19 protein-coding genes, 1 tRNA gene and 1 pseudogene are annotated in these 21,616 nt (G+C 53.1%); 8 read left to right on the top strand and 13 right to left on the bottom strand.

Translation table 11 applies throughout. The annotated features are described in order from the left end of the window. Positions 1-43 precede the first annotated feature (43 nt). On the bottom strand, positions 44-2,890 hold the full coding sequence (locus OZX72_RS00875) for a hypothetical protein (protein ID WP_277158587.1): 2,847 nt from the start codon (positions 2,888-2,890) through the stop codon (positions 44-46). 409 nt (positions 2,891-3,299) lie between these two features. Between OZX72_RS00875 and OZX72_RS00870 the strand changes: the two genes are divergently transcribed. From OZX72_RS00870 to OZX72_RS00850, 5 genes are all read left to right on the top strand, one after another. Continuing rightward, entirely contained in the window at positions 3,300-3,659 is a 360-nt protein-coding gene (locus OZX72_RS00870) for a hypothetical protein (RefSeq protein ID WP_277158586.1), read from the top strand. Positions 3,660-3,693: 34 nt separating this feature from the next. Further along, positions 3,694-4,410 (top strand): VTT domain-containing protein, encoded by a 717-nt coding sequence (locus OZX72_RS00865; RefSeq protein ID WP_277158585.1) that lies wholly within the window; start codon positions 3,694-3,696, stop codon positions 4,408-4,410. Between the two features lie 476 nt (positions 4,411-4,886). Continuing rightward, entirely contained in the window at positions 4,887-5,711 is an 825-nt protein-coding gene (locus OZX72_RS00860) for a (Fe-S)-binding protein (RefSeq protein ID WP_277158584.1), read from the top strand. Beyond that, positions 5,708-7,582, top strand: coding sequence for a LutB/LldF family L-lactate oxidation iron-sulfur protein (locus tag OZX72_RS00855; RefSeq protein WP_277158583.1), 1,875 nt, complete (start codon positions 5,708-5,710; stop codon positions 7,580-7,582). The genes OZX72_RS00860 and OZX72_RS00855 overlap by 4 nt, the downstream gene beginning before the upstream one ends. 3 nt (positions 7,583-7,585) lie before the next feature. Beyond that, positions 7,586-8,287, top strand: a complete 702-nt coding sequence (locus OZX72_RS00850; protein ID WP_277158582.1) for a lactate utilization protein C — start codon at positions 7,586-7,588, stop codon at positions 8,285-8,287. 230 nt (positions 8,288-8,517) lie between these two features. On the opposite strand, the gene OZX72_RS00845 is transcribed toward OZX72_RS00850, so the two are convergent. After that, complete coding sequence (locus tag OZX72_RS00845; RefSeq protein WP_277158581.1) at positions 8,518-9,210, bottom strand: L-ribulose-5-phosphate 4-epimerase; 693 nt, start codon at positions 9,208-9,210, stop codon at positions 8,518-8,520. A 341-nt stretch (positions 9,211-9,551) separates the two neighbouring features. On the opposite strand from OZX72_RS00845, the gene OZX72_RS00840 reads away from it, so the two are divergent. The 3 genes from OZX72_RS00840 to OZX72_RS00830 all read left to right on the top strand — a co-directional run bounded on the left by OZX72_RS00840 (position 9,552) and on the right by OZX72_RS00830 (position 10,982). Next, positions 9,552-9,624, top strand: a tRNA-Ala gene (locus tag OZX72_RS00840). A gap of 162 nt (positions 9,625-9,786) precedes the next feature. Next, a complete protein-coding gene (locus OZX72_RS00835; RefSeq protein WP_277158580.1) occupies positions 9,787-10,104 on the top strand; it encodes a hypothetical protein in 318 nt (105 codons plus the stop codon). Beyond that, positions 10,104-10,982: a zeta toxin family protein gene (locus tag OZX72_RS00830; protein ID WP_277158579.1), complete on the top strand. Its 879-nt coding sequence runs from the start codon at positions 10,104-10,106 to the stop codon at positions 10,980-10,982. The genes OZX72_RS00835 and OZX72_RS00830 overlap by 1 nt, the downstream gene beginning before the upstream one ends. A gap of 47 nt (positions 10,983-11,029) precedes the next feature. Here the strand turns inward: OZX72_RS00830 and OZX72_RS00825 are convergent, their stop codons facing one another. The 11 genes and pseudogenes from OZX72_RS00825 to OZX72_RS00775 form a co-directional block, all read right to left on the bottom strand. After that, positions 11,030-11,200, bottom strand: coding sequence for a hypothetical protein (locus OZX72_RS00825; RefSeq protein ID WP_277158578.1), 171 nt, complete (start codon positions 11,198-11,200; stop codon positions 11,030-11,032). 29 nt (positions 11,201-11,229) lie between these two features. Next, the gene (locus tag OZX72_RS00820) at positions 11,230-11,511 is read right to left on the bottom strand and encodes a type II toxin-antitoxin system YafQ family toxin (RefSeq protein WP_277158577.1); all 282 of its coding nucleotides are present in this window, start codon (positions 11,509-11,511) and stop codon (positions 11,230-11,232) included. After that, a complete protein-coding gene (locus OZX72_RS00815) occupies positions 11,501-11,761 on the bottom strand; it encodes a type II toxin-antitoxin system RelB/DinJ family antitoxin (protein ID WP_277158576.1) in 261 nt (86 codons plus the stop codon). Before OZX72_RS00815 ends, OZX72_RS00820 begins: the two co-directional genes overlap by 11 nt. Positions 11,762-11,908: 147 nt before the next feature. Then, positions 11,909-12,766 (bottom strand): HAD family phosphatase, encoded by an 858-nt coding sequence (locus OZX72_RS00810; protein WP_277159316.1) that lies wholly within the window; start codon positions 12,764-12,766, stop codon positions 11,909-11,911. A gap of 711 nt (positions 12,767-13,477) precedes the next feature. Beyond that, positions 13,478-13,975 (bottom strand): annotated as a pseudogene (locus OZX72_RS00805) (MerR family transcriptional regulator); the annotation flags it as partial. Between the two features lie 165 nt (positions 13,976-14,140). Beyond that, positions 14,141-15,193, bottom strand: coding sequence for a DnaJ C-terminal domain-containing protein (locus OZX72_RS00800; RefSeq protein ID WP_277158575.1), 1,053 nt, complete (start codon positions 15,191-15,193; stop codon positions 14,141-14,143). 123 nt (positions 15,194-15,316) lie between these two features. After that, complete coding sequence (gene grpE / locus OZX72_RS00795) at positions 15,317-16,033, bottom strand: nucleotide exchange factor GrpE (RefSeq protein ID WP_277159315.1); 717 nt, start codon at positions 16,031-16,033, stop codon at positions 15,317-15,319. A gap of 185 nt (positions 16,034-16,218) precedes the next feature. Continuing rightward, the gene (dnaK, locus tag OZX72_RS00790; protein ID WP_277158574.1) at positions 16,219-18,117 is read right to left on the bottom strand and encodes a molecular chaperone DnaK; all 1,899 of its coding nucleotides are present in this window, start codon (positions 18,115-18,117) and stop codon (positions 16,219-16,221) included. A 587-nt stretch (positions 18,118-18,704) separates the two neighbouring features. Further along, positions 18,705-19,493, bottom strand: coding sequence for a hypothetical protein (locus tag OZX72_RS00785; RefSeq protein WP_277158573.1), 789 nt, complete (start codon positions 19,491-19,493; stop codon positions 18,705-18,707). A gap of 179 nt (positions 19,494-19,672) precedes the next feature. Then, complete coding sequence (locus OZX72_RS00780) at positions 19,673-20,263, bottom strand: hypothetical protein (RefSeq protein ID WP_277158572.1); 591 nt, start codon at positions 20,261-20,263, stop codon at positions 19,673-19,675. Between the two features lie 372 nt (positions 20,264-20,635). Beyond that, a complete protein-coding gene (locus tag OZX72_RS00775; RefSeq protein ID WP_277158571.1) occupies positions 20,636-21,223 on the bottom strand; it encodes a helix-turn-helix transcriptional regulator in 588 nt (195 codons plus the stop codon). Positions 21,224-21,616 lie beyond the last annotated feature (393 nt).

Below are 21,616 nucleotides of genomic sequence, written 5' to 3'. Positions count from 1 at the left end.
GGTACTACAAGCATCACCCCTTTGGAACCTGGAGTGCTATACGTCATTTCGCATGCGCCCCCTTATGTATCAAATTGGAACGAAGGTGCCGGAAGGCGAAGTAACCGCTGACGGCTGCCACCGCCACAATGAACGCCAACAGGAAGGCCAGCCATGGGCGTCTGCCTGTGAACGGCAAATTGCTAAGGAGGGGATAGCCGGTGAGCTGAGCCGTAACCGTCGCCGACTGATTGCCTTGATCTGTCGGGGCCGCGCCGAAATTATGGTCTATCTCATGAGCGCTAGCGTTATCGGTGGCGGATACGCTGACCGCACCGGACGGCATGGTGGCAGGTATATCGGCCAGCCAGTTGCCCGAACTGTCGGTGGTGACGGTTTTGGTGCTGCCGTCAGGCCAAGTGACCAACACCTTGACGCTGCTCATGGTTTCGCCTGTTTTCGGCTTGGTCACAGTGCCTTGGGCCAGACCTGTTGTGCGATCGACGGAACTGATGGTGACAACGGGTGGATACATGTCTATGACTTGGTTGTTGACCTCACCGTAGTTCGAAGAACCACCAGGGGTGGTGAGCACAGCGATAACCGTGTACCAGATATATGGAGTGCCGTCGCTCTTCGTATGATTGGCATCACTGAACTTGCTCGCATCGATAACGCAGTTCCAGCCAATCGAAGAGCCGATCTGGCCCTCGTCACACACCTTCCACTTGTCATCGGGAATGGTGCCTGGCGGAACTGGCGAAGATACCTGCTCATTGTTTTGCGGTATCGCGTAGACCCGCAAGGTCGAGCGGCTAGAGCCGTGGTAGCTGATAGGAATCGTCACTTGGGCGGGCGTTGAAAGGGTTCCAGAGGAGCCGGTATGCGGCACTACGATGGACGAAATCTGCGGATTTGAGTTTAGCCTCGACTGAAAGTTTTCCCGTACGATATTCGAGAACAGGGAGCTGAGCTCGTAGCCACTCATCTCTTCCGTCTGCCAAGCGTGATAGCGAACGTGATTCTGAAGCTGCGGATTGATTGATGTGTTGTCGTCGATGCTCCAGGTACCGTCCTCTCCCACCGTGGCGGTGCCGACACGGTCGCCTCTGGTCGAGCTATTGTCCGGATCACTGTCACTAATCAAAGAGTTAGGATTCTCGCGGTAGAGCGTCACCTTGTAGCCCGGAGTGCCGGTACCGGTGATGGTTCTGCTGTCAGGATCGACATACGGTAAAGGCGACTGATCAATGGTGGGCGGATCAGGCCGATCGATGGCATACTTGGCATAAGCAGTATCGATGGTCCAGCCTTTGGCAATGGCATCGTTGATCTGGGCTTGCGGCGTATGGATGTTGATATCGACGGGATTGCTGGGATCCGCATCGTTGTAAAGCGGGTTGTAGGCGTCACGAACGCTGAACGAGGAATTGCCCGTCGGCGCGGCCGTTGAGATGCAGCCATCATAGGACTGGGGTCCGTTCGGGTCACTCGTGGTCGGCGTGGTGGTGATCGGCCAGGTGACCAGCTTGAAATAACCGTCAAGTTCAGGCTGGATCGCTCTTGCCTTGCCGAAGTTGATGCTGCCATCGGTATTCTGCGCGATGTTGGCAGTGCCAGCATTGGGAACAATCAACTTGCCGTTGGGGGTGCTGTTGCCCCACCCATATCCCCTGTTGGTGGCGTTGAAGGCAGGCGCGTTCCCGTCGTAACTGCTGAGCGCAGGCGCTCCGGTGAACTTCACAGGATCCGGGGTCAGCGAAGTCACCGGTTCCCACGTATGCCCGTCAAGTCCGAACCATTGGTAGTAGAACGATGTGTTCTGTGAACACGGGTAAGGCATCGTCTGGGACCTTCCGCTCGAGTCCCTGTAGCTATAGGTCCTGCTCTGCGCCTTGTTGTACCACTCGACGAAGAAGGAATTGGCCGGGGCCACCATGGTGCTTCCCGACGGCTGTCCGGTGAATCCGTAATCGGTCACCAACCCCCAGTTGGCCTGACCGCCGCTGAAAAGATTGGTATTATTGTCCCAGCCAATATAGGAAATAGGCCCGTTGTTGGCGTAAGGCAACCTGGCATTGGCATCAGCCACACTGCTCACGGACGGAGTGTCCACGCCGTCGGCATACATGTAGGCAGGGCGTTGCGCCGCGATATTGGTGATATAACTGATGGCGCCAAAATCGCCAAACTGATAATCCGACGAATTGCGCGACCCTCTGCCGGTCGAAGCGAGGATGTAGACGTATTGCGGCAGAAACTTCACACCACCAACGTTGCCATAGGCGATTTGGTTGCCCACACTATAGGCAATGTCGCCTTCCAACGACATGGTGATGAAGTCGTAATCACCGGAAACCATCACATTGTGGATGGTGTAAAACTCATCACGGTTGGAAGCCCAAGCCGCTGCCGCGCCTCGACCCGTGGACTCATTGACGTTCGAGCCATCACCGCCATAGGTATTGAGATATTTCGCGGCGCGCAGATCTCGAGTCCCACCTGATGCCCTCCCGTCGGAATTGGTACGGGAGAAGATGACTTGCATGCCGCAATCGCGGCCGTTGCCCTGCCCCATATTGCCCGTATAATCCGAAGAGCTCCCCAAAGGCACGCAATTGGGGTTTACGATGCCGTGAGGCAGGCGCACTACGAAATCCATGCGGAGCTCGTCGGCGACGTTGGCGCCCTGCATCTTGTTGTTCTCCCCCAGGAACTGGAAGAGCTTAGGCTTGCAGTCGACCTTCTGATCAGTCGGAACGGCGGTAGAAGAACTTTGTATACATGCAGCAGGGAAGTCGGACTGCGTGAAATCGCGCGTCAAGGATGAAGACGAACTTTCGCCGCCGCGCAAAAGTGGGTTGGAGGCAGCACTCCCTTCAGCGTCCGCGATAACGAAATTCGCAGGCAACGCACCTATGAGCGTAATTGCGATAATTGCAAGTGCACATAGTAGCTTTTTACTGAGCACTACACGTTTCAAAAAGCACTCCCCAGTCTGCCTGTAACTCCTTAGGCAAAAAATAAAATATGCACAATAAATAACGTTTGACGTACAAATGCTAAATATTGTCTAATTTTCTGTTTTCTATGTATTTCAACTTGACTTCTTTTTAAATATTACAGAAAGAAAGATTGCCGAGAGCCTAATAATTAAAGGAACAAAACGGCTTTATTTGACCAGATACAAGGATTTTTGGAAGTTTTCCTAAATAGTCAATTCTGATAATTTTAAATATTAATTATGTTAAACTGCCTCTCGCAGTTGGTCTTACAAAAAATTAATCAAACGTTTTATAAAACTTTAAAATAATTATATTATGATATTAACTATCCTTTTCACAATTTTGCTATTTTTACTTGTTTGGGGATTTTTACATTTTCTTTACATAAGGCACTGGTTGTCGATTCCCCAAACCACTGCCAAACAGATTCCGGCAGAAATCGAGCGCAGTTTTGCAGTTTGCGGCAAGACGATTTGTGAGATTCATATGGGGGTCAGGCATTTGGCAGTCAATTGCCAGAATGTTGCTGGTAAAGTGGCGAAGTTGGAACAATTCGGCCGCTGCCGGAACGCCGCATCCGTTGGCGCTTGCAGACCAGCCGACTACCCACACGGCCAAGACACCAAGCCGTTAAACAACACGCAGCGGCCTGCGGGCTTGCGACCACGGGCTTGAGCATTGCAATTAATAGGACTATAGACGGGACACCATGGGTTTCATTCACTTCCTCATTGAGCTTCTGAAAGACCCGCGCACCATTATCGCCGGCTGGATCTCGATGGGGGTGGCGCCGACGCTCGGCTTCATCTTCCTCATCGTCTTCATCGAGACCGGCGCGGTCTTCTTCCCGTTCCTGCCTGGCGATTCGCTGCTCTTCGCGGCCGGCTTCTTCGCCGCACCCGACGCGGTGACCGGCAAATCCGCGCTCCCCCTGATTGCTCTGCTGCCGGTGGTGTGGATCGCACCTATCGTGGGCGATCAGTGCAACTACTTCATCGGCCACTTCTTCGGCCGCAAGATCATCGAAAGCGGCAGAGTCAAGGCCATGACCCCAGAGCGCCTCGCCAAAACCGAAGCCATGATTGACAAGTGGGGTCCGCTCGCTGTCTTCCTCGGCCGCTTCTTCCCGTTCATCCGCACGTTCATGCCGTTCATCTCCGGACTTTCTGGCATGCGCTGGCGCCGGTTTACGCCGTTCTCCATGCTCGGGGGGCTCACCTGGTCCACTTTGTTTACTTTGCTCGGCTACTTCTTCGGTGGCATTCCCATCGTGCAGGAGAACTTTGAGTTGGTCATCGTCGCCATCCTCCTCATCTCACTGCTGCCCACCATCATCGGCTTGCTCAAGGCCAAGTTCGGCAAGAAGAAAACGGCGGAAAGCGTGGAGGAAACCTCGGCGGTCGAAGAAAGCGAAATCGCCGATTGAGCTTTTGAAAACTCCACAATTAGAGTAATATTGAATTGCAAAAATAGATGTCAAACGTTATTCTCGTCCCAACAACAACTAATCACCTGTTAACCGGTAATGCGAAAAATCATCAATAAATATAAGCAAAATAGCGCAAACGGCTCATTTCGCAACTTTACGGCACGAAGCGTCGCAATAATTTACAGACTTGGAATATAATTATCGAAAACGGTAATTCATTTGTTTTATCAACATTTTTGATTAATTTATTGCAACAAAGATGACAGTAAAATCTAATTTAACCATTAAATGTGAGAAAGCTCACATTGACAATCTTGAATTTATGGTAATTTGCGGCTTTTTTTCATTCTAGCCGTATATCGTTATATGTTAAAGGTTGTTTTTGATGGGACATTGAACGTTGGATTTACGTGCAAGGAAGCATCGATAGAAGCCTAAAGTAATAACATCTAAGGCCACTCGAAGGAGTCAAGATGAAGGTAGTGATTTTCTCCACCTGCCTGGTCGACCTGATATTTCCCAATGTTGGGAAAGCCATGGTTGAAGTTCTGGAAAGATTCGGCTGCGAAACTTACATGCCGATGCAACAGATCTGCTGCGGACAGATTACATTCAATAGCGGATATGTCAAGGAATCCACAAAGGTGATGCACAACGAGATCGACGCCCTGATGAGCGTCGACGCCGATTACATCGTCGGACCTGCCGGTTCCTGCGTCAATATGCTCAAGGAACTGCAGTTCCACCTGCCCAAGGGCGATGACGCGTACAAGGCCAAGGCCCACAAAATGGCCGACAAGACCTACGAGTTCTCGCAGTTCCTCTACCGCGTGCTCGGCGTGCTCGATGCCGGCGCGGAACTGGACGCGGTGGCCACCTATCACCGTTCCTGCCATATGACCCGCCTGCTCGGCGAACGTGAGAGTCCTTATATTCTTATGGACCACGTCAAGGGCCTTACGGTCAAGGAACTGCCGCACATCGAAAACTGCTGCGGCTTCGGCGGCATGTTCTCCATGAAGATGCCCGAGGTCTCCCAGGAAATGGTCAACGAGAAGGTTTCGGACGTCGAAAGCACCGGCGCACAGGTCTTGATTTCCTGTGACCCCGGCTGCCTGATGAACATCGGCGGACGTTTCAACCGCCTCGGCAAGAAGATCACCATCATGCATCTGGCGGAAGTACTCAACAGCAATGTCGACATGAGCCGTGTGAAGTACGTCGATGCCACTCAACGCAGGGCCATCGACCAACAGACTTTGGAACATTCCAACGCGCACGAGGAGGCCTTGGTATGAGCGACACCCAGATGGACGACACCATGTTCAAGCGCACCGGCAAGAAGACCGGCACGATGCTGCAATATGGCGATCCCAATTTCGTCACCCGCGTCAAAATCAACGAGAAGGACAAGTTCGCACACAAGGCCATTTCCAATGCGCAGGACGCGCAGTGGGTCAAGCGTGAGACCGCCCGTGCCGAGCTCGGCAACTGGGAAGGCTGGCGCGACCTTGGCGAGCAGATTCGCCAGCAGTGCATCCGTTACCTGCCCGACTACCTCGAGGAATTCTCCGACAACGTCGAAAAGCGGGGCGGGCACGTCTTCTTCGCGCAGACCGACGTGGAGGCGCGTGATTTCATCACCGATCTGGTGAAGAAAAAGCAGGCGCACAAGATCGTCAAGCCGAAGTCCATGGTCACCTCCGAAATCGGGCTTGACAAGGCACTGCTGAAGATACCGGATGTCAAGGTCACCGAAACCGACTTGGCCGAGTTCATTCTTGAGCTCGACAACTGGGACGAACCTTCCCACTTGGTCTTCCCGGCGCTGCACAAGAACCGCGACCAAGTGCTCGAGCTCTTCCGCAAGATCGGCTATACCGGCGACAACGATCCGCAGCACGAAGCCCGTTTCTCCCGCAAGGTGCTGCGCGAGCGCTTCCTCGAAGCCGACATGTCCATCACCGGCTGCAATTTCGCCGTCGCTGACCAAGGCATGGTCAACATCGTCACCAACGAAGGCAACGCCGATCTTTCGATGTCCATCGCCCCCACGCAGGTGGTCGTCATGGGTATGGAGCGTATCGTCCCGACGCTGCGCGAAGCGGAAACAATGGACAATATGCTGGTCCGTTCCGCCGTCGGTTCCAAGCTCACCTCCTACTGCAGCTTCGTTTCGCCGAAGCTTCCCGACGAAGCCGACGGACCCGAGGACTTCTACGTGGTCATCGTCGACAACGGGCGTTCCAATGCACTCGGCACCGAGTTCGAACCGATTCTGCAGTGCATCCGCTGCGCTTCCTGCCTCAACGTCTGCCCGATCTACCGCAACATCGGCGGCAAGGGCTACGGCTCCATCTATCCGGGGCCCATCGGCGTCGTGCTCTCCCCGTTGCTGCAAGGCGACTACGACGAGTTCCACGATTTGCCGTATGCGTGCTCGCTGTGTTCGGCCTGCACCGCGACCTGCCCGGTCAAGATTCCGCTGCACGAGATGATTCTGAAACACCGCGAGATCGAGATGAACGACAAGCACATGGGCGACCTGATCGCCGACACCGTGATGAAGGTCGTCGGTATTGGCACCGGCCATTCCTCGCTCTTCCACACCGCGCTCACCTTCGATCACGTCGCGATGAACACCATCGCCAAGAAGGGCATCAAGGATCCGGCCACCGGACGACGCGTTCCCGACACCGCCAAGAACTTGGACGAAAACGGCAAGCATGAGGAATGGATGCCGTTCGTCTTCGGCGGGTGGACCAAGGTCCGCGACCTGCCGGAACCGCCGGCCCATTCCAAGAACTTCCGCACGTGGTTCAACGACCGCAAGACCAAGCAGTACAAGGCCGCAGGCAACAACGAGGAGTTCAACAAGGCACAGCGGCAGATTCTGGCGCAGAATCCCAACACCCCCGACTTCGGCTCGTACGACAACAGCGTTTCGGCGCGCAAATCCGCAAAGGACGGCCTCTTGGAGAGGGCGCCATTGAGCGACGCAACCGTGCCGGTGGCTTTGGGATCGATCGAGGAGGCCGGAACCGGCAATTACGGCAAGAAGGCTGCTTCTGCAGCTGCCACCAACCCGGTGCTGAAACAAGCCGTGGCGAACAATCCGACGAATCCGGCCGCGCCGAGCGATGCCGCAACAGATGGAAAGAAGGACTGAGCAATGACCGACCGCGAAGTATTTCTTGATTATCTAGCAGCGAAGAGCGGGCGTCCGCGCCATCAGCTCAAGAATCATCCCATGACCCCGGTCAACGACCTTCCGGAGAGCACGCTTTCCGGGCATAGCCAGGATGAGCTGCTTGAAATCGCGCGACAGAACGCGCCTGCCGTGCATGTCGATTTCCAGACCACCACCAAGGCGGAGCTCCCCACGGCGCTCAACAAGTTCATCGCGGCGAAAGCCGACGGCAGGCTGCTGCTGCCGACCTACGACGAGAACTATCAGGCCTTCGGACTTGAAGAGTGGCGCGATGGGCTCGATCCGAAGCCCTCGTTCTGGGTCCCGGGTGCCGGACGCGAAGTCAACATCGACACCGCGAACCACTCGGAGGCGGCCATCGGTTTCGCCGACTTCCTGTGTGCGGAATCCTGCACCATCACCGCTCCGACCACACCCGGCCAGGGCCGCGCCTTCCACTTCCTGCCGGTGCACTACCTGAGTATCATCCGCAAATCGAAGATCGTCGCACGCACCCGTCAGGCGATGGACTACTACGAACCGGCTTTGAAGTCGGGCGAGCTCAAGACCTCGAACATCAACTTCATCACCGGCACCTCATCTACCGGCGATATCGAAATGGTTCTGGTCGTCGGCGTCCACGGCCCGCTGGATATGACCTATCTGGTCGTCGAAGACATGTAATTGGCGTCAGTTTATCTGCCGCCTGACTAGTCACAGGCGATGGATTACAGCTGAAATAATAAATTGGGCACTCCCTAGAATTCTTAGGGAGTGCCCAATTGTTATCCTATTGAGGCTTAGCGGTCCATTAACATAAAAACCGAAATATGTGTGTGGCATCGTGTCGCCGTCGACGAAGGCGTACTTAAGGTACGTCAAAGTCGTCGGCGGCGCGATGACGCTCCATATTTTCAGTGCTGGCCGTAGACGTTCTGGTAACGGTCGTTCAGCTTATCGATGTCTTCCTGCGCGATCGGAATGATGTCGCCGATCTGACGGGCGGCCCACATCGTGTGCGCCACTTCTTCAGTCATCGCAGCAGCCTTGACGGCAGCCTCGCCGTCCTTGCCGATGGTGAAGGGGCCATGGTTCTGCATCAGCACTGCCGGGGAATGAGGATACTTCTTCAGCGTATCCACCACGCCCTTGCCGATGGCTTCCGAGCCAATGAGCTCGAAGGGGCCGACCGGAACCGGACCGCCGAACTCGTCGCCCATCATCGTCAGGCCGCACGGAATGTTCTGGCCAGTGGCCGCCCAAGCCGTGGCGTAGGTGGAATGGGTGTGCACAACTCCGTAGACGTCAGGCATATTGCGATAAATATAAGCATGAGACTTGGTGTCGGAGCTAGGGCCAGCCAAGCCGTCAACCGGATCGCCGTTCAAGTCACAGACCACCATCGACTCCGGAGTCAGGCTCTCATAGCGCATTCCGGAAGGCTTAATGACCATCAAATCAGCCGTACGCAAACGCTGCGAAACGTTGCCGGCGGTCCACACGACGAGGTTCCACTTAATCAGCTGCTCATGCAACGAAGCGACGACCTCGCGCACCTGCTTGACCTCGGCGCGGACCTCAGGCCCAAAATCATCCAAAGTAGTCATATTTATTCCTTTCAATCACGATTACCGCAAACGCGACTTCCACGTCACTGGCAGTCATTCATATCCTTTTTGTTAATTCCACCTTACAACATCCATGTTACCGCTCACATAAATTCAATCACAAACAGTTACCCAACGATGCCATGTCAAAAATCCGGCCATATCGAGCCGGTCACTTATCGGGAACACGCTGGAAATGACCGACTAAGCAAGGATCTTAGCGGCCTTTGTCATTTCGCTCGATCATTGCCGTTCATTGCCGTCAACCCGCCGAATTGTGCTTGGGATTGGGTTGTACTAGAATATGTAACGTTGTCTTGAGTGATGAACTTGGGCGGCATGGGGCTGTAGCTCAGTTGGTAGAGCGCTTCGTTCGCATCGAAGAGGTCGTGGTTTCGATTACCATCAGCTCCACTTTGCGGGTTTTCGAGATTTTCTTGGAAGCCCTTTTATTATTTCAAGATATTCCAAATATTAGAAGCCTCGAACCGCTTTTATTCCCCCTGCGCTCAATTGAAACGCAAAAGTGATAGCTTAGACTGTAACAACGAATAACGGCTAACCGGTAGAGGCGAAATGAGTACCGAGACATATGATCCTATGATTTACGACACCATGCGTGAAACCGCGAACCGGCTCGTCGGAAAGTACTCGCGCAGACTCAAGCAATCCTCTAACACGAACCAACGCGAAGCCTTGCTCAAAAACATCAGTGGCGTACGACGCTGGGTATCCGGCATCGACGCGAACGACAAGCAGTCTGTGCTTGATACGACCAATCAATTGCGTCAATTGTGCGACGACCAATCCGTGCTGTTACAGGTTGAGGAACTTGCGATGCGTCTCACCGGCAAACGCGACAATAAATCCGACCGACAAGTTGCCTATGTCTGATGAACAGGATTCTTTCTGACTCAACCTTACAAGCTATTTTCGATACAGAAATAGCGCCCATTCTCGATTCGGAAATTGCAGGCAGAACCAAAATCGAACAGCCTGTTTTATTCATGGTCGGTGCCCAGCCTGGAGCCGGAAAAACCAAAGCCATTGCGAGCATAGCTTCCCGGAACAATGCTATAGAAATAAACGGAGATGATTTAAGAACCCATCATCCTGATTACGACCAGCTAATGGATGCTGACCCCTTACTGATGCCCTCGGCAACGAGTCAGGCTTCAGGCGCTTGGGTTAGCATGTCCCTTGATTATCTCAGACACCGACGCGTAAGCACTATCATCGAAACGACTTTCAATCATCCGGATTCCAACGCCAAGACACTACGCGACTTTCATCAGGTAGGATTCCAGACTCGTCTCATTGCCCTTGTCGTTCCTCCGATACTCTCCCTCGCCGGTATTGTTATGCGCTACATACGCCAAGTTGAAACCAACGGAAGCGGACGGTGGACCGATCCCGCGTACCACGATAAAGCCATGCAGCAGATTCCCCAGACCCTACGTCTACTTTTGAAGACCGGTAACGTTGACATGGCAAGTATTGCGAATCGCGACGGCGATATAATCGAAACCGTTCACGCCGGCACAGCCGGAGTGGACGACCAGCCCATTGAAAAGTTACTGAACACATTCGCTAACTCCGCGAATATCGACACCATAACTTCTGGCCAAAAACAAATCTTCAATAACAGCCTTGCAGGGATTCAGACATTCCTTGAATCACATCCCGATGAATCCGCGTTGATTCAACCTGTATTTGAAAGACTTCAACACATTACCGGTAAACCATCCAAAGAACCGAAAAATACGTTTTAGGTGCACATACAGGTACACAAAATTCAATAAGGCCGTTAATCAGCAGATTATGCAATTACCGTCGGTTCCTCATACAGCGGCGGATGCTCCAGCGGCTTGTTAACAACAAGCTTACCGGGAGTGCCATGGTAGATGCCGTTATCGGCATCCTTGTCCCACTGGTCAATCATCTCGTCGGTGACCTCGACCCCGCCTTTTGCCCTGTAGTTCTCCCGCAAAACACCCTCCTTCTTTGGAGAAATCTTCCTTAGAACAGCTGGTCGTGCGTACCAGTACGCATAAGCACAATAGTTACTGTTGATTTCTGTTTCTTATAGACCAACAACCAGTCGCCTTCGATATGTAGCTCACGGTAACCCGAAAGTCCACCAGTGAGCTTGTGGTCACGATAACTTCCAGCAAGCAGATCCGTGTCGTTGACGGCCAACGCTCCAATAGCCTCTTTGAGAGGAGTCATATCTCGGTGCCGGCGTTTCATCACCTTCACATCACGCTTGAACTGCGGGCTGACCTTGAAGTTATAGGGCATCAATCATGTCCCTCACGTTTTGCGCGCTGCCTACATATTCCGCAGGTTCAGCCTCGGCTTTTCGCACAGCCGCCATCAGCGGATCCGCAACCGGACGGAACGGCATACCTCCGTCGTGAACAGCCTGCGCCACAAACATGCTGACCGCGCTCGATAAATCGATACCCAACGAATGGAACAACTTCTCACCCTGTTCCTTGAGAGTCGGGTCGATACGAATCTGCATTCGAGTTTTTGCTATAGTTGCCATATTTGTCACCTCTATAGTTACAATAGTACCCATTTGGGCAATATTTTGCAATTATAGTTAATGACAAAATTCAGCAATTGATATTGAGATAATCAAGATATAGCGAAATCGGCCTTGAACCAATACACCTTCTCACGCCACCCTCTTCTATATCGCCGCCAGCCGCCGCTCGACGTAACGCTCTAGGGATTCGGCGGTCAAGTTGTCGTAGCTGTTGATTGAGGCGAACTGGGGGCCGGCAGAGGTATCCGTTCCGATGAAACCGGTCTGGGCGATGGTCGTCGCACCGGAAGCAGCCGCAGACTCGATGCCAGTCATGGAATCTTCGAGAGCTACACATCTCGCCATTTCGTGACGGAAAATAGCCAATTGCGTATCGTCCGCAAATTCCGCCGAATGCTCGGAGGCAGGAACATTTCGGTTGCCCTGATTACCGAGACTATCGGAATCCGGTGCCTGAGACGAAACACCGGTACGGTCGTTGGCACTGCTGCCCAGCTGATTTGTCATCCCGTTTGCTACAAGTATCTCCCGTGGAACCTCAATACCCACGACTTCTGCGGCGGCAAGGTACGGCGCGGGATTCGGCTTCTTGGGCAGGTCGTCTTCACCACAAACGTAGCCGACGAACGCGCCTTCAGGAGCCTGACGCACCAGGTTCTCGGCCATGCGTCGCGGCGACGCCGTCACCAAAACCGACGGGATCCCGGCGGCTACCAGCGAGCGCAACACGTCTTCCACGCCCTCGATCCACGGCATGTGTTCCGCTTCCTTACGAGCCACGCCTTCAATCATGAGCCGCTGTATTTCAGAGACCGGCAATTTGGTGCCGTTGTCCACCATTTTTTGTGCGACTTGCGGAACCGGCTTGCCAGAACAAGTCCAGCCAATGTCCTCGCTCCAATAACCGCCGTGTTCGCTGGCGATGCCCATTTCGACCTGATGCCAGTAAGGCTCCGAGTCGATCAACGTGCCGTCCATATCCCAGAGCACAGCCTTCAGCATCCGTCCAGAACCCGTTCCATTATTTTGCCGTTGCAAAGCCAAAAGGAATCCACCTCGTCATATCCGTCCATGCCAGCTTGTTCACTCATACAATCGCTGCGATACATGGTGCTGGCACCATTCAACGTTTTGTACACCTCTATCATGCCATAAGCACTCGCTTTAATTCTGCCGCTCGCAGCCCGGCCCACATAAAACAAAACGCAATGCATACCACTATCGAAGAATCGGCAGCCGGCCATTTTCTAGAATTCCTCTATCATCATGTGAGAAATCGGTCACTCAACGTCAATAAATGACTGTTTTCTAGCATTCTCTCGCAACAATGCAAGAAAATGGCCACTTACAAGAGCTCAACAGCTGATTTCTTGCATTCACCTTCGAATATGCAAGAAAGCGCCCACTAGGTATCCCCTAGTGAACGCTTTTTAACATCTATTAAAAGTCTCGTCGAAAACCAACCGTCAATAACCGGTCAATCAATGCGATCGAACAATTCCCCGTAATCCCTCAGTCGAAATAATTGCCCCAGACGACCAACGAACGAGGGTCTACGAACGGGTCGGAATGGGAAGCGTCATTAGGCTTCGCGGCATGACGAGGCTTGTGGACAACACTCTGCTCTTGCGTTGCCGCGTCAGCTCCAGCCCCAGGTGTGTCCGGTTGTGCGTTCGATGCATACGGATTGGCGGCATCGTTGGCATAGTACGGACGGCCTGGCAGCTGACGAGTATGGGCCTGAACGTCGTGACGCCAGCGACGGGCCTGACGCGAGCGCTGGACCTCGGTAATGTCGCCATCGGAATCGGCCGCAAAAATACTGGAACCGCGCGGACGTTCGAGACGCCTCACCTCGCGCCGCAACTGGCGGTTCTCTTCCTGCAGGTCGAGAATCCGCGAGATGCCAGCGAGGTTGATGCCATCTTCCTGGCTCATCCGCTGGGCTTCGGCGAGCTTGTGTACGTCACGCAGGGAGTAGCGGCGCGCGCCGCCTTCCGTACGCTGCGGAACGATCAAGCCCTGACGGTCGTATTGACGTAGTGTTTGGGGATGGATGTTTGCCAAATTCGCAGCACGACCCACGCTGAAAACCGGCAGGTCGATATCGAAACCGACGTCGTCGGCACCGTCCAAATCCGCCCGCTGCTCGACCAGCGCAACCGCGCACAGTCCGTACAGCGCCTGTACCTCACGAGAAATTCGAGCCATCATTCACCTCCGCTCGTCATTGTCTGTCACTTTATTCATAACGTATTGCATTGACCCCTTTATCTGTCAACGTAATACATATTGCCTATCTTACCTAAAACTGCTTGATTGGCCTATTCGCAAAGTTCTTACCCGATTGCAAATAGACCAATCAACTCACACGATTCACTCGCGCTCTTTGGCAACCTCGTCGACGAACTCGCCGGAATTCTTGTCGAATTCCTTGGCATCGTGCTTCTGCGCCATGCTGGGCCTGCTCGGCACGCGAATCTCAACACGTCCGACCAAGTCACCATCACGACCAGGAACACCCTTGCCGCCAACACGGACCTCGGCTCCACTCGACGTGCCGGCCGGCACGCGGAACGTGACCTCATTACCGTCGAAGTCGAGTGCCTTGACGCGCGCGCCCGCAACGGCCTCACCGATGGTGACCGGCAGCGGCATCACGATGTTGTTGCCATCGAGACTGAACTTCGTGTCGTTCTTCACGTGGATCTGCAGGTACATATCGCCTGCACGACCGCCGTTGGAACCAAGCTTGCCCTTGCCGGGAAGCCGAATCTTCTGCCCGTCCTTCACGCCGGCGGGGATGTGGGTCTTGAACTTGCGCCCGCCTGCCTTGAGCGAAACGGTCGCGCCCTTCACGGCCTGACGGAACGTCAGCGTGATCTTCGAGTTACGGTCCTCGCCACGCACAGGCTCCTGCGGTTCACGGTAGGTGCTCGACCCGCCGCCGAAACCGGAACCATAGGGAGAACCTGAGCCCGCACCTGCGTAGCCACCGGCGCCTTGGCCAGCCGCATTGCCGAACATCGAGAAGATGTCGTTCAGGTTGGTCGGACCGCCGCCGGAGGTCGAGAAGCGAACCCCGCTGGGGCCACCCGCACCGCCACCGAACATCGAACCGAAGATGTCGGAGAAGTCGGAGGCTCCCCCGCCGAACCCGCCTTGTCCGGAACCGCCGGCGAACCTCGCGCCGCCGCCCGCGAACTGGCGAATCGCGTCGTACTTGCGGCGCTGATCCTCGTTGTTGAGCACATCGTAGGCCTCCGAGATGTCCTTGAACTTCTCCTCGGCCTCTTTGGTCTTGTTGAGATCGGGATGGTACTTACGCGCGAGCTTGCGGTAAGCCTTGGTGATCTCTGCGCTCGTCGCGTCCTTGGAGACGCCGAGCACCTTGTAAAAATCTTTATCTAGCCATTCATTCTCAGCCATATCACTGCCCTCCTTCTCGGGCTAAGCCAATACATTCCCTGCAACGACTTTACAAACGATAAGTGCGACCCTCCGGCTACGCGGGGAATCGCACTCTACGTATTACGTCATTGCGGAAACCCGCTAGGCCTTCGGGGAAGCCACCACCACACGAGCGGCTCGGATCACCCGGTCGCCGATGCGATAGCCCGCCTCTACGACGGTGTCCACAGTCTCTTCGGTCGCGTTGGCATCTGGTTTGTGAAGTATCGCCTCGTGCTTGGTCGGATCGAAGGTTTCGCCCTTCTTGCCGAACTTCTCCACGCCGAACTTCTCGAACGCCTTGTCGATCTTGTTGGCCACAGCAGCGAACGAATCGTCGAGGTCGCTGTGCTCACGGATACGGTCGATGTCATCGAGAGCCGGGAGCAACGCCGTGAGCACATCGATGATGCCGTGCTGGCGGAAGATCTCCTGCTCTTTCTTCGCGCGGTTGCGGAAGTTGACGAACTCGGCACGCTCACGCTGGAGCGCATCAAGATAGTCCGCGGCTTCCTTTTTCGCCTGACCGAGCGGTGTCAGCGTATTCTCGCCGTCCTTGCCATCGGCAGCATCAGTAGCACCGGCCTTGTCTGCGTCGCCGGTTGCCTTGTCGCTGTTGGTATTAGCGACGGCAGCTGCAGCACCAGTAGCGTTGGCTTGACTATTGTCAGCACCAGCCTGGCCAGCATTCGTTTGCGCGGAACCGTTGCCTGCGTTCACATTCGTATTGTCGTTGTTGTTGGCGTCTGTTGCGGCGGCACCCTGTGGGTTCTGCTTCGCCTCGTCGTCGGCCTTGTTATTCGACTGTTCGGAGCTCATTGTTTCACCCGCCTTTTCGCCGGTTGCGCCGGCGTTAGTCTGCTCGGGTTCGGCAGAATCAGCCCCATCGGGGGACCCGCAGAATCCTGCACCCGGCGCATTGAACCCAGCCATGGAGTTGAGCCATGCGTCGTCGGGATCCGGCAGATCCTTCAGATAGTCGTCCTTATCGAACCCGGACATAATTACTTGTTGTCCTTCTTATCGTCATCGTCGTCAACGACTTCGGCGTCAACCACGTCGTCGTCATCGGACGAGGACGAGCTGGAGCCTGCGCCTGCCGCGCCGGCAGCACCGGCACCCGCGGCGCCAGCAGCACCTTCGGCACCCTGCTGCGCATAAAGCGCCTGACCGATCTTCTGCGAGGAAGTGGTCAGCTTCTCCTGGGCGGACTTAATCTTGTCGATGTCGTCGCCCTTCAGGGCTTCCTTCAAGTCGTTGACATCACCCGTGACTTCCTTGACGACATCATCGGAGAGCTTGTCCTTGTTGTCATTGACCATCTTCTCCATCTGATAGGCGAAGGATTCGGCGGTGTTGCGGGTCTCGGCGTCTTCCTTACGCTTCTTGTCGTCGGCCTCGTGAGCTTCGGCTTCCTTGACCATGCGATCGATCTCGTCCTTCGGCAGAGCGGATCCGCCGGTGATGGTCATGGACTGTTCCTTGCCGGTGCCCTTGTCCTTGGCGGAAACGTGCACAATGCCGTTCGCGTCGATGTCGAAGGTGACCTCGATCTGCGGGACGCCACGCGGAGCCGGAGCGATGCCGGTCAGTTCGAAGGTGCCCAGCGGCTTGTTGTCGCGGGCGAACTCACGCTCACCCTGATAGACCTGAATCAACACGGAAGGCTGGTTGTCTTCAGCGGTCGAGAAGACCTCGCTGCGCTTGGTCGGGATAGCGGTGTTGCGGTCGATGAGCTTGGTCATGATGCCGCCCTTGGTCTCGATACCGAGGGAAAGCGGGGTGACGTCGATGAGCAAGACATCCTTACGGTCGCCCTTGATGACGCCGGACTGCACCGCGGCGCCGATCGCCACAACCTCATCCGGGTTGACGGACTGGTTCGCGGCCTTGCCACCGGTGAGTTCCTTGACGAGCTCCTTGACGGCCGGCATACGGGTCGAGCCGCCGACGAGGACCACGTGGTCGATCTGCGAAACCGAGATGTTCGCGTCGTGCAGCACGTTGTTGAACGGCGTGCGGCAACGGCCGAGCAGATCGGAAGTCATTTCCTCGAAGTGGGCGCGAGTCAGCGTCTCGTCGAGGTGGACAGGCGTTCCGTCAGGGGTCATGGCCAGATACTGCATCGAGATGTTGGTCTCGGTGGAGCTGGAGAGCTCCTTCTTGGCCTGTTCCGCGGCTTCCTTCAAGCGCTGCAGAGCGATCTTGTCCTTGGACAGATCGACGCCGTACTTGTTCTTGACTTCGCTGACGAGCCAATCGATGATCTTCTGATCCCAATCGTCGCCGCCGAGCTTGTTGTCGCCGTTCGTGGCCTGCACCTGAATGGTGGAGAAGCCGTCGTCGTCCTTGCCGATCTCCAGCAGGGACACATCGAAGGTGCCGCCGCCGAGGTCGAAGACCAGGATGCGTTCGTCTTCCTTGCCCTTTTCAAGGCCATAAGCCAGTGCCGCAGCCGTCGGCTCGTTGATGATACGCAGCACGTTCAAGCCTGCAATCTTGCCGGCGTCCTTGGTCGCCTGACGCTGTGCGTCGTTGAAGTATGCAGGGCAGGTGATGACCGCGTCGGTCACCGGCTCGCCCAGGTACGCCTCGGCGTCCCTCTTCAACTTCATCAAAATCTGTGCGGAAATCTCCTGCGGAGTCCACTTCTTGCCGTCGATATCCACCGACCAGTCAGTGCCCATGTGGCGCTTGACCGAGCTGATGGTGCGGTCGACGTTGGTCACGGCCTGACGCTTGGCGACCTCGCCGACGAGAATCTCGCCGGACTTGCTGAACGCAACCACCGACGGGGTGGTGCGAGCGCCCTCGGCGTTCACGATGACCGTGGGTTCGCCGCCTTCGAGCGTTGCGATGCAAGAGTTTGTGGTACCCAAATCAATACCTACTGCACGTCCCATATTCGTTTCTCCTTATTCGTTACGTTTCACATCTGTTCGCTCGGGTCCGGAAGCCGTGCCGAGACTTTCGTTTCTCGTTCGCGGTCCGCATCCAGGTTCGCACCTGATTGATGTTCCAAAACCTGAGCCTACTTCACTCAACTTTGTATTGTCAAATTATATTCCCGAATTTCCGAAAAAACTTGAGTCTTTTTGGCTCAAGTTTTTGGAATTAGGGATTTATTCGTCATGAAACGTTGGAATCCCAAGGATTTAACATATAAATCAAGAAAAGAAAAAATAACAGAAATCTGAAACACTCGCTGAGACCGCAAATCCCAAATCTGATTTGGCCTGGAAGTATCGGATACTTTATATTGAAGTCTGCAAGGCCCTCCTGAAAGTCATTCATGCGAAAAATCATGAAACTCCGGGGTCAATCTCATACGTAAAAACACGATATACATTGAAATCTGCTATAGGGGCAAAACTAGAGTTTAATAAACAAAGCTGCGTCTTATCTATCAAGATGGTAGCCTTGCGCGTTAAAGACTATTTTCCAAAATAAGTTATTGTATAAGCCTATACAAACGATATGTCCTCCAGCTCTAGTCTTTATTCCTTTGTTGTTTGAAAAGACCACGTTGCGGACAAATTCGTTCATCCATGAGTTGAGTAAAGTAACTAAACGTAATCCAACCAGCAATCACATTGAGAACCATCTTGGAGACTTCGTGATCATTGCCTTCCACGCTTACAAGTGCAGCTACGCTAAAGGCAAGAACAAGAATTATTGGAGCGTAATAAAAAGTGCGCACAAACCAATTTTCGACGAATTTTTCTGAAGTTTTGCCGAGATTAAGTATCTTCCAAATACCTCTTTCGTTCTGACTGGAATGGCATACATCCGTGTAGAATAATAACAAAACGAGTAGTTCTACTGCATCAGCAACAATAGCTATAGCGATAAACGGCGCGGATTTTGCAATCTGCGCTACCTCTCGGTGGTGCTCTATCGGACCTAAAATCGATGTAGAATCCTCAAAAGAATATTTCGTCGCCCATATAGTGAATAAAACAGCTCCAAGTATAACTGAGGCAACGGAATGGAAAATTAGTACAAAATCAGTAAACCATTTACGCCGTTGCCAAGACCTACAAGCACAATAAAGCGGTACTCCAATAAAAAACAAAACGAGGGCCAAGGAAATCAAAAGTGAAACGTACGGCTTTAGCCCAATAACCATACTCTTAGCCACTTCATAACTTATCCAGATTAAAATCATAACCAGGATAATGGTTTTAACGATCTGCCAAACACATTCTGCATAGTGCTTTCCCTTCCAGTTTTCTCTCAGCTCAGAAACCCATTTAAGGTTGCTCATTTTCATATTCATACATCAAATTTTAACTGCTAATAAATATGAACAAATCAGAAGTACACATCCAGCTAAATGTAAGCGCTATTCCGACATTTATAATCTCATGAAAACTGAGACTTAAATCGTCCAAAACATTTGAGTTTATAAGTATATATGCATTATCCCGTGTCTTTTCATATCCACTTATTTTTATATCAAACTGACACCTCGCACGAAGCACCGATTGGCACATCCTGCTTGCCCAAAGTCATATTTGTCAACGGGCCTTTTGGCAAGGCATCCGGAAGCACAACGCCGTTGGGCTGCGTGCGAAGATAGGCGATAAAACTATCAATCGTCGCGTCGCCGTTCTCCCACTCACCCTTATCGGACAAGTCAGCAGCGCCCTTTGGCACCAACTCGACCTGGGTAAAGGAAATGGGAACGATGCTATTCCCGGATTTTACAAAGACATTAGCATTACCGCCGGTAGCGCGGACTCGTTCAAGCAAGAAATAAAGGTTCTCCGCACCGAGGGCAGTCACTATCGGGCATTCGCCGTGCACGTCACGGACCGGCATGAGCTCATCGAAAAGACCTTCAGCCATATAGTCGTCAAAAAGCATGTCGAATTCGTTCAACGCATCATAATATTTGTAGACATTACGCTTCTGCACACTCTCGTACTGTCCGCTCAACGACTGCCGTAATATGGCGTTCATCCCAATCACCTCCAGTTGTTTTCGTCGCGGAAGCACACAGCCATACACGCAATTCAAGTAATCAATCGCCACCGCAACGTTCAAAAGCTACCCAATAATCTTTCTACGTTGAAAATAAACCCCACAAATCCCGCAGGATTGTGAGGAAATATAATTTAAATTTCTCTTACCCAAGACATTATTGTCAAACCGAAAAATATGGGTTATAGGCCAAAACCAAGTCCAGAAATATTGCCTTTGTAACTTTGAATTCTAAAAAACGAACAGCAGTAATGTTATTTTTATAAATCAGAAACTGAAACTTGTTCAAACATAATGCTATCGCTTAAACCATTGCAATATATAATGTTTAGTTTACGAACCATACGATTTTCATAAACGCTATTTATCAATTTGCATAAGTTCTATTAGTCAATCTGCATAAGTTTTCTTGTTAGCTGTAACAAGTCAGACGAGCTACATCCAGGCAATATCGTTGAAAATCAGGATGCCCGCATAAAGAACAAGGACGATAACCGAAGCGATTTTGGGAAGAATGTCATTGCAGTGAGTGCGGTCGATTTTTTGACCGGTCGAATACTGCACGAGCTCGCGGAACGTCTTCACATCGACGTTCTTCTCTAATTTTCCGAGATGCTCCGAAGCGGCGAACCCCAACAACCCAGTCCAACATCCTAAAGAACCAAGCCATCCTATCGGGCTCTCGCCATTGCCATGAGTCAAAATCGCGAAAGCAGAATACGTAACTACCGATATGCCGATCAAGACCCAAGACACCGCAAACCAAAGAAGCATTTGCTCGCGGTTGCGTTTGATTTCGTTGTTCATCTCTTCGACGTCTCCTTTGACCAGTTCGTCCAGTGTGATGCCGAAAAGTTTGGCCAGCAGCAAGAGATTTTGGACGTCGGGATAGGTACGGCCGTTCTCCCAATTCGAAACCGTCTGACGGGAGACGAAGATCTTGCTTGCGAGGTCGTCCTGCGACAAGCTCATAGCCTCACGATGCTCACGAATCTGACCACCCAACCGCATCTGCACCGCCATCGTCGCGCCCTTCCGTTTTCCTGTCCTACAAACCCTTTGCTGACATGCGCTCATTCAAGAGTACTTCAAATCGCTCCTGCTTCTTGCAATATCGAACGAATAATCTTGCTTGAGCTGCCGACAACCGTTCCGGCAATTTCAACGTAACTCAACACGTCCAAACACTCCAAGCCAGAACACGAAAATCCTCTGCAAAAAGTCTTTGACATGGCGGAATTCCAACGATTTCAAGATACCCTTCTTACAAGCAGTCGTCGCCAACCGACAGATTGCATAATCTCAAACCGTCAATTTACATAAAACGAAACCGACAACTTACATAAGCCCAAGTTGACAATTTACATAATTTGAATTTTACAATCTGCATAATCTGAATTTTACAACCATCATAAC

The organism is Bifidobacterium sp. ESL0769 (genome assembly GCF_029395495.1).
Classification (GTDB): domain Bacteria; phylum Actinomycetota; class Actinomycetes; order Actinomycetales; family Bifidobacteriaceae; genus Bifidobacterium.
The sequence above is the reverse complement of the archived record's forward strand: the minus strand, read 5'-3'. Positions and strand labels throughout refer to the sequence as shown.

What these genes read in the sequence shown, in the direction of transcription:
- OZX72_RS00820 (WP_277158577.1), bottom strand. Translation starts at nt 11,511, where the DNA reads ATGCCCTATAACTTCAAGGTCAGCCCGCAGTTCAAGCGTGATGTGAAG.
- OZX72_RS00865 (WP_277158585.1), top strand. Translation starts at nt 3,694, where the DNA reads ATGGGTTTCATTCACTTCCTCATTGAGCTTCTGAAAGACCCGCGCACC.
- OZX72_RS00815 (WP_277158576.1), bottom strand. Translation starts at nt 11,761, where the DNA reads ATGGCAACTATAGCAAAAACTCGAATGCAGATTCGTATCGACCCGACT.
- OZX72_RS00810 (WP_277159316.1), bottom strand. Translation starts at nt 12,766, where the DNA reads ATGCTGAAGGCTGTGCTCTGGGATATGGACGGCACGTTGATCGACTCG.
- OZX72_RS00855 (WP_277158583.1), top strand. Translation starts at nt 5,708, where the DNA reads ATGAGCGACACCCAGATGGACGACACCATGTTCAAGCGCACCGGCAAG.
- dnaK (WP_277158574.1), bottom strand. Translation starts at nt 18,117, where the DNA reads ATGGGACGTGCAGTAGGTATTGATTTGGGTACCACAAACTCTTGCATC.
- OZX72_RS00835 (WP_277158580.1), top strand. Translation starts at nt 9,787, where the DNA reads ATGAGTACCGAGACATATGATCCTATGATTTACGACACCATGCGTGAA.
- grpE (WP_277159315.1), bottom strand. Translation starts at nt 16,033, where the DNA reads ATGAGCTCCGAACAGTCGAATAACAAGGCCGACGACGAGGCGAAGCAG.
- OZX72_RS00775 (WP_277158571.1), bottom strand. Translation starts at nt 21,223, where the DNA reads ATGGCGGTGCAGATGCGGTTGGGTGGTCAGATTCGTGAGCATCGTGAG.
- OZX72_RS00860 (WP_277158584.1), top strand. Translation starts at nt 4,887, where the DNA reads ATGAAGGTAGTGATTTTCTCCACCTGCCTGGTCGACCTGATATTTCCC.
- OZX72_RS00785 (WP_277158573.1), bottom strand. Translation starts at nt 19,493, where the DNA reads ATGAATATGAAAATGAGCAACCTTAAATGGGTTTCTGAGCTGAGAGAA.
- OZX72_RS00870 (WP_277158586.1), top strand. Translation starts at nt 3,300, where the DNA reads ATGATATTAACTATCCTTTTCACAATTTTGCTATTTTTACTTGTTTGG.
- OZX72_RS00830 (WP_277158579.1), top strand. Translation starts at nt 10,104, where the DNA reads ATGAACAGGATTCTTTCTGACTCAACCTTACAAGCTATTTTCGATACA.
- OZX72_RS00800 (WP_277158575.1), bottom strand. Translation starts at nt 15,193, where the DNA reads ATGGCTGAGAATGAATGGCTAGATAAAGATTTTTACAAGGTGCTCGGC.
- OZX72_RS00845 (WP_277158581.1), bottom strand. Translation starts at nt 9,210, where the DNA reads ATGACTACTTTGGATGATTTTGGGCCTGAGGTCCGCGCCGAGGTCAAG.
- OZX72_RS00850 (WP_277158582.1), top strand. Translation starts at nt 7,586, where the DNA reads ATGACCGACCGCGAAGTATTTCTTGATTATCTAGCAGCGAAGAGCGGG.